Source organism: Spirosoma panaciterrae DSM 21099 (assembly GCF_000374025.1).
GTDB lineage: Bacteria > Bacteroidota > Bacteroidia > Cytophagales > Spirosomataceae > Spirosoma > Spirosoma panaciterrae.
The window spans coordinates 82,108-92,130 of sequence record NZ_KB893191.1 but is presented as its reverse complement, the minus strand read 5'-3'; the positions used below and the strand labels follow the sequence as shown (position 1 = coordinate 92,130).

Here is a 10,023-nt window from a genome sequence, read left to right as displayed (position 1 = left end):
TAAATGCACTGTAAATTAAGTTTCTTTATATTTTAGGGCCATGAAAAAGCAACACGTAACCCTGAGCGAGGAGCATCGGAATCACCTGCGCCAACTCCTAAGCAAAGGTAGTTTGCCTGCTAAAACATTCAAACGAGCTACAGCCTTGCTGGAACTCCACGAAGGTAAAACCTTTCAAGCCGTCGCTAAGACCATAGATAGCACCTACAACACGGTTTCGGCTTGGGCTAGCAAGTACCAAACAAACCAACTAGCCTTCCTCAAGGATGCCCCCCGCAGTGGTCGACCTATGGAAATCAGTGGCCAGAGTCGGGCTAAAATAACGGCTCTGGCTTGTAGTGAATCACCGGATGGGCATAGCCAATGGTCGCTACGGCTGTTGGCCAATCGAGTCGTTGAGTTAGGGTATTGTGAGCATCTGTCTCATACCCAGGCTGGAACGATTCTGAAAAAAACGAGTTACAGCCCCATCTAAAACGGCAATGGTGTATTGGCCAGATCAACAGTGAGTACGTGTTCCGACTGGAGACCTTGCTGCTCTTATATGCGCTGGTGTACGATGGGGCCTTTCCAGTAGTCTGCTTCGATGAACGCCCGTGCTTTTTGATTGGCGAAGTGGTCGAGGGGCTTGCTTGTAGCCCGGATCAGGTAGCCAAACAGCACTATGCCTATAGTAAGCATGGGTCCTGTGTGGTGATGGGGGCGATAGAACCCTTGTCGGGTAAGCGACTGATGAAGGTCTATAGGCAGCGGACAAAAAAAGAATACACCGCATTCATGCAGGAAGTAGCAGCGGCTTACCCTGATGCGGTCAAAATCAGGCTGGTGCAGGACAACTTGAACACGCACACGCCCAACGCCTTTTATGAGTGTCTATCGGCTGGGGAAGCAGCCAAACTGGCGACTCGTTTTGAGCTTTATTATACCCCCAAGTGCGGTTCGTGGTTGAACATGATTGAGGTGGAGTTTTCGGCTTTGTCCCGTCAGTGTTTGAATCGACGGATACCCACTCAGGACGAGTTAGAAAAGCACGTGTTGATTTGGTCGGAGGAACGCAATCAGAAGCAGGTTAAGATTACCTGGCAGTTCACTGTCGACAAAGCCAGGGATACCTTGAACCGGCAGTATGTGAAGGTCAACCCAGTAAACCTAAAATATAAAGAAACTTAATTTACAGTGCAATAAATCTCATTCGGTGATATGGTTTTGCAAACGTATTGAACTGCATCAACCGAAGTCAGAAATTCTCTGTAACGAACCCTTCGGGCTTTTTTCTCGAACACATTCACAATAAAAAGCCCTAATGCTATCCGCCAGTTCGCAACGACTATTTCCTTCATGTACGCCAATTCGGCAAATTCAAACTCCTGGCTTTCAATATGCGTTCGCAAGGTTGGCGTACCAGCAAATACAACCCGATACCCCTTCTTACGTAGGCTATCGGCCAGCCCAAAACAAATGTTGTAATGGCTTGGAACCGGAAACATGATAAATAAAGCCGTTTTCATAGACTTAGCTGAGGTTTATGGCTTGCGAGTCAAGTTCATTTACCAACCAACGCAAATCGCTTAACCTATACTGCTCCGGCAACTGGTATCCATCTACAAATAGTGTCGGAGTCACCTGAATATCGGCCAATCGGCACCAATCAGTATATCGCTCAGTCACCGAAAGCCAATCGGTCCCATCAGCATCTACCGGATATTTTTCAACCCACACATCCACATTCTTTTCTGTCTGTCCATACCAGTCTCTTAACGCCAAGGTTGCTTTTCCATGCGGTACTAATGCCATTGATCTTATGGCCACCTGAGTTGCCAGCCCCTCTGCGCCATCGCAGGTAAAAATGATCTTGGCATTAATATTATCGTTGCGGTTAAGCAGAGTCTCCAGTTCCTTATGCGTTCGGGCACAGGGACCGCAGTACGGATTGGTGACCATTGTAATGGTATGCTCGGCATCTGGATTACCTAATACAATTGGGTACAAGTCGTCGGGTATGGGCGGCATCTGTGGCTGTTGCATGAGTAATGCATGGAATAACTCAGGATTTCGTTTCCAGCCCATTAACTCCTGATGCTCATGACGGCTTTTGGCTACTGCGGTTAGTAAGGGTTTTAGGGTAACCCAAACCAGGGTAGGCAATAGAAAAACAGTCAGTATGAGTAAATACGGTGGTAACGAATTAGGTAAGCCCTCTAAAGACAGGACAGCGAGTGTACCTTCTGCCAATAGCACAGCCTGTACGCCCAGGCACAACGTACACCACTGCCGCAGCACACGGGCCTGATAATAAACCGAAAACAATGTATAAGGAACAGCCAGCAACGCCAGTGCCTGTAGAACCGGGCGGATAGACGGATAAATTCCTGTTACGAAAACGGCCAACAAACCACCCGAAAAGTAGAGCAGCCCAACGTCAGTCCAGCTTAGCCAGCCCCAAAGCTTAGCTGCTGGCGAGTTCAGCACGTTATCACAATTCGTTTTGCTATTGATACGACACAAACGGTCGGTTAGTGTGTTTCTGCTACCTAGTTGTTTTAGCACCAGCAACACACTCAGCGTTAAGCCCACCGTTTTGGTCAATAGCCAAAGCCAATCCAAACGACTAAACGTACTGGCTACCCCTAAAACAGCCAACAGAAAAAGAAGTCCTATACTCCCCAACACAAACGTGCCACGCAAGTCGGTCAGCCATTCCTGTTTACGCTTCGGTGCATATTCAGGCTCACCGGATAGTTCGGATACTTCAGCTAGAAGCACAACACCTGACCATTGTTGCTCAAAATCGGCCAATGATTCGGTAAGCTGCCCTTCGGCTGTATCAACATAAGTAATTCGGTCGCCTTTTAGCGCCGTTACCAGCACATACCATCCTCCTTCTTTACGCAGGTGCGCGATAAAAGGAAAGGGTAGCTCACGAAATTGTTCAGTCGTATTGAGTTGCAGGGCTGCACTTTCTACCTGCCAGTCGGTCAGCACATCGCTCAAGCTCAATAGGCTAGGAAAATCGGGGTGCCGCTCCAACGACTCTTGCACGGTTGCCCGAGTTACTTTTACATCCATACGCTTTAGTAAGGCATAGAGCGTTGCGCTGGCATTCGCATCGGTATCGCTTAAAAAGGAGTGGACAAGAGCCATTTCAGAAACAGTTGATGGCCCAAATCTATAGCGGAGCACTACACAGCCTTATTCATATTTATTCAATTTTTATTCACATTTTATTCATTTTTTCTCACAATTTAGTAAGCAAAAGCTTTCTCAATGCCCTCCATCAATACATATATTATTGTCAGTCAATGCGTTACGATCGTACAATAAATAAATAAATAAATAATACACGATCTATTAGTGACTAATCGACAAAACTACTGTCATAGTTCTGCATTTTCTGTCCAACCACATCACTCTGATAACCATGTTTCTGTCTATCAACATCAAACGATTTCGGAAGGACCAAAGAATTACCCAGGAACAGATGGCGGATAAACTCTGTATGAGTCAGCCCACGTATTATCGGCTGGAAAACGATGAGACGGCGTGTGCTAAACGTCTGCCTGAACTAGCCAAAGCCCTCGACACTACCCCCGAGACCCTACAAACCTATCATCTGGCTAAAAACGAAAACGGGGAACCGATTCCAGCTACCTGGGTACTGGAACAACTTGCCCAGCAGAATGACCTCCTAAACGATAAAGAGACCATTATCCAGCAACAGCAGCACACCATTCAGTTTCAGGAGCGGTATATTGCCTACATATACAACACACTACAAAATTCAGGCTTCGATTTTACTCCACCATCCGACAACTCACCCTTATTATCAGCCTAGCCAAAGAGTTTCGAGCATTGAGAGCACAAATTCATCGTAGAATTTGTTATTCTTACAGTCGTACCGATTTGATCGGCTGTTCGCTATGCAATCTGAGTCTGTAAATAAAGTTGAATTAAATACCTTGTCTGCTGTACGTCGTCCGTACGTATCGGCTCCCAGTGCCGTCGATTATTGGGATGCCGCTCTGTCGCTGGGCTTTCCGGCAGCCGTTTGGCGGTTACCTAACCAGCAGGATAAACATTTGATTGTGTCGTTCGATGCTGTTTTACCCCGGGTTTCGACCGATCTGGAAGAATTACCTGCGGGTTTCGTGATCAGCCCTTTCGACAATCTGGCCAGAAGTATACATGTTGAGGCACAGCCGGATGAGCACTTAGACACAACGGATTACATCTCGCAAACGCTCTTTTTGCGGGCCGATATTCAGGCGACTTTTTCGAGCAACTCCCCGGCTCTTTCCAATCAGGCTACTAGTTCTCAACATACATCAGGAAAAGCCGGTCAATTCTGGCAAGCCGTCCGAAAAGCGGCACACACAGGGCCGCAGTCAGTTCCGGGACAACCAGTAGCTATCGACGAACCTCACGCGCAGGAGCAGTATATTCAGAATGTGGCCGAAGCCGTAGAGGCCATGCAACGGGGCGAGTTTCGCAAGGTGGTTTTATCACGCACCAAACAGATCGTATTTGCCGACGCCCCCAATGCTGTTGCGCTTTTCGATACGCTTTGCGCCAAATACCCGAACGCGTTTGTATCGGCGGTTTCGATTCCCGAAAAAGGACAAATCTGGATCAGTGCCACGCCCGAACGTCTGGTAAGCCAAAATGCCGACGGTATTTTCCAGACGGCGGCCTTAGCAGGTACGCAATCGGCCTATAATCCGGATGGAACAGCCAAGCGCCCGGCAGAAGCTATGTGGTCGCAGAAAGAGATTGAAGAACAGGCCATCGTGTGCCGCTACATCATCGAATGTTTTAAGAAGATTCGGCTGAGGGAATACATCGAGGAAGGCCCCAAAAGTGTTATTGCCGGAAATCTGATGCACCTGGGCACTTCGTTTACGGTCGATACCCAAGCCGTGCGCTACCCACAGTTAGGCACCGTCATGCTCCGGTTGCTTCACCCAACGTCGGCCGTTTGCGGTACGCCCCGCGACGTAGCCTTCCGGTTCATCCAGCAACATGAATCTCACGACCGTGAATTTTATAGTGGATTTTTAGGCCCTGTCAACATCGATACGAATCAGGAAGGGCCATCGAGTCATATCTTCGTACATATCCGCTGCATGAAACTCGAAGGCAAACGGGCAACACTCTATGCGGGTGCCGGGATCACCGAAGACTCAGTTCCCGAACGCGAATGGCAGGAAACCGAGATGAAGTGCCAGACGCTGCTTTCTGTAATGATTGAATGAGTGAATTGTTGACTGATTGAATAGGCTGGCGCAAGCTTTTCTATTCAGATCAGTCAACAATTCACTCATTCAATCATTGGATTAAGCTCCTTCGGCCGGGTCGTTGGGTGCGCGGGAGCCATCTTCGGTGGTGCGATCACCTGCTTCACTGGCAGCCGACGACTGGGTTTCTGAATCGGGAGCGGTACCCTCCTCGTCAGCGTTTTTAGTCGTCACTAAGGGTTCTTCAGCCGGATCTGGTTTCATAACGTTGTATTTGGTTCGACAAGCGTATAACTCAGAAATCGCTCTCTGAGTTATACGGGCCGGGCTAATTATTCCATGCTATCGTCGTCCAGATCGTCCTCGATGTCATCATCGTCCAGTTCTTCCAGATCGTCTTCATCGAAATCATCCAGATCATCGGCCCCAAACTCTGAATCGACACCGGGGTCGTCTATTTCATCAAAGTCAACGTCATCGTCGTCAAAATCGTCGTCGTCATCAAAAGCAAATTTGGGATCAGGGTTCAACATCAGCACGTCTTCATCCTGATCAAACGTTGGCTGGTAAATCATGGTCAATAAAGGATAAATGTTGGTTCAATCGACATAACGCGGCTCTTTCCCCGAAGGTTTAGCCAGCGCTCAAACTTATTCAATAAAAGCTCAAAACTACAAGCCTGCTATCAAGTTTATGCATAATAGTGCCACAATTGTTGCACATACTGATAAAAAAAGCCATTTGGCCTTAGTGAATGAAAAATTATCAGCTCCGGCGACTATCAGACCAGCCCATTTTGCAAACGCATGATGTGAAGCCTAGCGTTGAGGGATTTGAGGTTTTAGGCGCTTTTAACCCGGCTGCCTGCCTCTTCAACGACGAAGTTATTCTTCTATTACGTGTCGCCGAAGCCCCCAAAGCAGAACCGGGCCTTATTCGCATCCCACTCATCGAGGTAGTAAATGGTATCCCCACCCTATCGGTCAGGAGCTTTCCCGAGCCCAGCGAGCCCTACGACCCCCGGCTACTTTCAGTGGGCGGAAAGGTCTATTTAACCTCCATGAGTCATTTACGACTGGCCCGCAGTCGGGATGGCATTCACTTCCAGATCGATGAGAAACCCTTTTTATTCCCAACCCGCCTGGATGAAGCCTTTGGTATCGAAGATGCCCGGATTACGTTTCTGGAGGGCAAATACTGGATCACCTATACGGCCGTATCTGAACATGGGCCAGGGGTAGGGCTGGCTGTAACAACCGATTTTGAGCATGTAGAACGCATCGGCATGATTTTGCCCCCACCGAATAAAGATGTAGCCCTGTTTCCTAAACGAATCAACGGGAAATATAGGCTGCTGCATCGGCCTATGGTGTCGGAAATTGGCAAACCGTCGATCTGGCTGGCCGAATCGGAAGATAGTATCCATTGGGGCAACCACCGATTTTTGTTTGGCGGGCGGGGCCATATAGACACCGATCCGCTGGGGCATTCCTACAGTTGGGAAGGGGGAAAAATCGGGGCTGGCCCTGAGCCTATACTCACCGACGAAGGCTGGCTGGTCTGCTATCACGGTGCCGACGCTACACACGCGTATTCGCTGGCGCTTGCCTTGCTTGACAAAGATGATCCGGCACGGGTACTTGATCGGTCCGATCTGCCCCTGCTGACGCCCGAACATCCGTGGGAGCGGGAAGGCTTCTTTCCTAACGTCGTTTTTTCAAATGGCTGGATTCAATGGCCCGATTCGGGCCGAATCTGGATGTATTACGGAGCGGCCGACTCAGGTGTAGGTCTGGCCGAACTGGTACGTGTGTAATTCCGTAAGCACTTACTCCGCATAGCCCCTACGCTTGTATTGACAAAAAGGCTGGATTTTGTACCTTGGGGTATGATCCATCCACTCCTTACTGTTGCTCGTTTTGAGCTGCGCTACCAGTTGCGTCAGCCCACGTTTTATCTCTACGCCCTGTTGACCTTTGCTCAGGGAATCTGGTATACCAGCCAGTTGAGCACGGTATATGCCTATGCCGAAACGACTCAGATCGTCTACCTGATTTTGTCGTCGCTGGGGGTTATGCTGGCGGTGATTGCTACCTTACTGGCTGGGCAGTCACTCACAAAAGACCTCGATTACCAGACAACGCCTTATCTGTTTACCTTACCTATTACGCCCCGAATGCATTTTGCGGGTCACTTTCTGGGTACGTATACGACGGTCTTGTTACTTGGGCTGTTTTATCCGCTTGGTAGTCTGCTTTTTCTTTCCTTCTATAAGTTGAATACTCCGGCAGTCGGACTGGCGCTGGTTGATGGGTTTATTCGGCTGGTGACCCAGAATATTCTCATTGCTATAAGTGTCCCGTTTGCGCTTACTGTTTTTCTCAGAAGCATTCGGGGCGCCTACGTGAGCCTGTTTGTAGTTGTTCTTTATTTTCTGCTTACCGAATCGGGGCAGAATGTGCTGGGAGAATCCGACTTAGGCCATTTGCTCGACCCATTTGGCGTGGGCATGGCACGTGAATCCGTCGACGCGATGGCGTTCAGCGATCAACCGTCGGGATTACTCGTTTTTTCAGACCTGTTTCTTATTAACCGGATGCTATGGTTAGGATTAGCCCTGGGGCTACTGGCCTACGCCGAGCAAAGGTTTTCGTTCGATTATTTTACTGAAAAACGACCCGATATCCTTCCAAAGCAAAAACAGTCGGCCCGTTTAAAACCATCGAACCACCCGTTACCTGTTGTGCATTTACAGTTCGGCAATCGGTTGACCTGGACAACCACCCTCCGACTGGCTCTATTCGAATTTCTGAATCTGATTCGTCAGCCCATCTTTTTTATCACCCTGGGATTACTCACCCTGCTATCTATTCTCTCTGTAACTGGCCTATCAGACCATCCGAATTTCCCGGTACTGCCCATTACCTCACAGATGACTGCCTTACGAATAACCATGGGCGTATTTATTGGGCTATTCTTACTGGTCATGACGGGCGAGCTGATTTTCGCGGAACGCACGGTTGGTTTCTGGTCAATTCATGATACGCTCCCTCAACCGAATTTTGTTTTTCTGATCGCTAAAGTATTGGCCCTGTTTGGCGTAGCCGCCTTACTCACCTTGATTCTTTTCCTGACCGGCCTTGGTGTGCAGCTAGGTAATGATTTCTATGACATCGACTGGATACTTTATGCCGATGACCTGCTCATAGATGGGTTCCTGCGCTATTGCCAGTTGATTATCCTTGGTGCCTTAATAGCGGTTCTGGTCAACAATCGACTGGTGAGCCACCTCATCAATTTGCTGATTTTTGCGGGGTTATTCATTGGCTACCTGACGGCTAAAAATGGGCAGACAGGTTACGCGTACAGTTTTTTACCCGGCTCCCTCACCTATTCCGATCTGATCGGCTACGGGGCTAATGCGGTGCTTCGCCCAGCGCAGCATATCGTATGGTGGGCTGTTTCCGGACTCTTTATCACAACGTATTTACTGACCTGGAACCGGGGCGTATCAGCCCGGTTCTCCGAACGCATCCGGCAATGGTCTGTTGGATTTCAGCGCCCCTATCCGGTTGCCTTTGTTGCCCTGTTTTCTGTATTAGGCTTATCAGTATGGCATCTGAATCAACTATCGGCATCCGTAGTCGATAGCCAGCCGATCCGCTATACCACAAAGGCAAGCGCTTTTTCGTCTGTATCGGGCAAAGCTGTTCAGATTCAGCTGCGCCATCATCACCCGTATCTGATTCAGCACATGCTACGATCGGTTAAAACGGCACTCCAGCAGGGTGAACAGATTTTTGGTCCTTATCCCTATGCAGGGTTAACAATCACCGAAACCCCTTTAAACAAGGCCGACGTAAGTTCCCAACCGGGCTATATTCAACTCGCCGAAAGCCAGGGTTGGACAGCCGATTATCGAAAACCAACGGAACTCGACCAGATCGACTATCTGATTTCGCGGGAGGTATTCAAGCAATGGTTAGTGCACAAACTGAAGCCTGTTCGCCAACCGGGCGATGGGTTTATTTCGCAAAGCTTACCTGAATACCTGGCATTGCAGTTTGTCGCGAAGGAATATGGTTCCGATCGACTTCGAGCCCGTCTGGCACAACGGGCGACCTGGTACGCCAAAAGTCGACAGCGCAATCGAGGAAAAGTACCTGCGCTACTGCAATCGAGCGGAAATGATGCCGTTGAACGGGGACGAGGAGCGCTTGCCTTGACCAGCGTCGAGCAAATCTGGGGAGCTAAGCCCCTCAGTATGACCATTGGCCAGTTTTATCAGAAGGCTATTGAGCATCCATCGTCTGCCACGTCGGTCGCCTTTGCTCAGACGTTGTCAGCCCAGTTGCCCGACACTTTAAACTACCTGAAAACATACCTGAGTGAGCCTTTAGCATTCGATTTTAAAGTAGGACGCGTAGCAAACTTGCCCAACGGCCTGTCGATTGAAATCCTTTCCAGCAAATGGCGTGAGGGACCCAACGGCAAACGTCTTCCGATCCCAATCAACGATTATATCCCACTGGTCGTGCTGGACGAAACTGGTCATGAACTGTATCGTGAATTAGTACATCCTAACCCGGATCAACGATTTATATCGCTTCCTGCCCTACCCAATGCCCGTAGAATTAGTATCGACCCTTTAGGAGCCTGGCTGGAACCAAACAAGCGGGATAACACGAAAATTCTTTAGCCCGTTGTGAATCAACAGAAAACCTACCCTCTCAAAACAAAACCCGGCCAACATACCATCGACCGGGTTTTCACTTTATAGATGCCCTACTAG

The 10,023-nt window shown here is 49.0% G+C and carries 10 protein-coding genes; 6 read left to right on the top strand and 4 right to left on the bottom strand.

Annotation, left to right across the window (positions count from 1 at the left end; genetic code table 11):
* Window positions 1–40 precede the first annotated feature (40 nt).
* Entirely contained in the window at window positions 41–475 is a 435-nt protein-coding gene (locus tag B153_RS0119590; RefSeq protein WP_020598441.1) for a helix-turn-helix domain-containing protein, read from the top strand.
* A 14-nt stretch (window positions 476–489) separates the two neighbouring features.
* Entirely contained in the window at window positions 490–1,170 is a 681-nt protein-coding gene (locus B153_RS0119585; protein ID WP_083928226.1) for an IS630 family transposase, read from the top strand.
* Here B153_RS0119585 and B153_RS0119580 read toward each other — a convergent pair.
* A complete protein-coding gene (locus tag B153_RS0119580; RefSeq protein WP_020598439.1) occupies window positions 1,167–1,508 on the bottom strand; it encodes a hypothetical protein in 342 nt (113 codons plus the stop codon). The genes B153_RS0119585 and B153_RS0119580 overlap by 4 nt on opposite strands.
* Before the next feature lie 4 nt (window positions 1,509–1,512).
* Window positions 1,513–3,141, bottom strand: coding sequence for a vitamin K epoxide reductase family protein (locus B153_RS0119575; protein WP_020598438.1), 1,629 nt, complete (start codon window positions 3,139–3,141; stop codon window positions 1,513–1,515).
* A gap of 277 nt (window positions 3,142–3,418) precedes the next feature.
* On the opposite strand from B153_RS0119575, the gene B153_RS35500 reads away from it, so the two are divergent.
* Window positions 3,419–3,832, top strand: a complete 414-nt coding sequence (locus tag B153_RS35500) for a helix-turn-helix domain-containing protein (RefSeq protein WP_020598437.1) — start codon at window positions 3,419–3,421, stop codon at window positions 3,830–3,832.
* 85 nt (window positions 3,833–3,917) lie between these two features.
* A complete protein-coding gene (locus tag B153_RS0119565) occupies window positions 3,918–5,249 on the top strand; it encodes a chorismate-binding protein (protein WP_040761731.1) in 1,332 nt (443 codons plus the stop codon).
* Window positions 5,250–5,330: 81 nt separating this feature from the next.
* Here the strand turns inward: B153_RS0119565 and B153_RS38030 are convergent, their stop codons facing one another.
* Window positions 5,331–5,495 (bottom strand): hypothetical protein, encoded by a 165-nt coding sequence (locus tag B153_RS38030; protein ID WP_020598435.1) that lies wholly within the window; start codon window positions 5,493–5,495, stop codon window positions 5,331–5,333.
* A 68-nt stretch (window positions 5,496–5,563) separates the two neighbouring features.
* Complete coding sequence (locus B153_RS0119555) at window positions 5,564–5,806, bottom strand: hypothetical protein (protein WP_020598434.1); 243 nt, start codon at window positions 5,804–5,806, stop codon at window positions 5,564–5,566.
* Between the two features lie 179 nt (window positions 5,807–5,985).
* On the opposite strand from B153_RS0119555, the gene B153_RS0119550 reads away from it, so the two are divergent.
* The gene (locus tag B153_RS0119550) at window positions 5,986–7,047 is read left to right on the top strand and encodes a glycoside hydrolase family 130 protein (protein ID WP_020598433.1); all 1,062 of its coding nucleotides are present in this window, start codon (window positions 5,986–5,988) and stop codon (window positions 7,045–7,047) included.
* A 72-nt stretch (window positions 7,048–7,119) separates the two neighbouring features.
* Window positions 7,120–9,930 carry an ABC transporter permease gene (locus B153_RS0119545; RefSeq protein ID WP_020598432.1) on the top strand — a complete coding sequence of 937 codons (2,811 nt, stop codon included), beginning with the start codon at window positions 7,120–7,122 and terminating at the stop codon, window positions 9,928–9,930.
* Window positions 9,931–10,023: the final 93 nt, after the last annotated feature.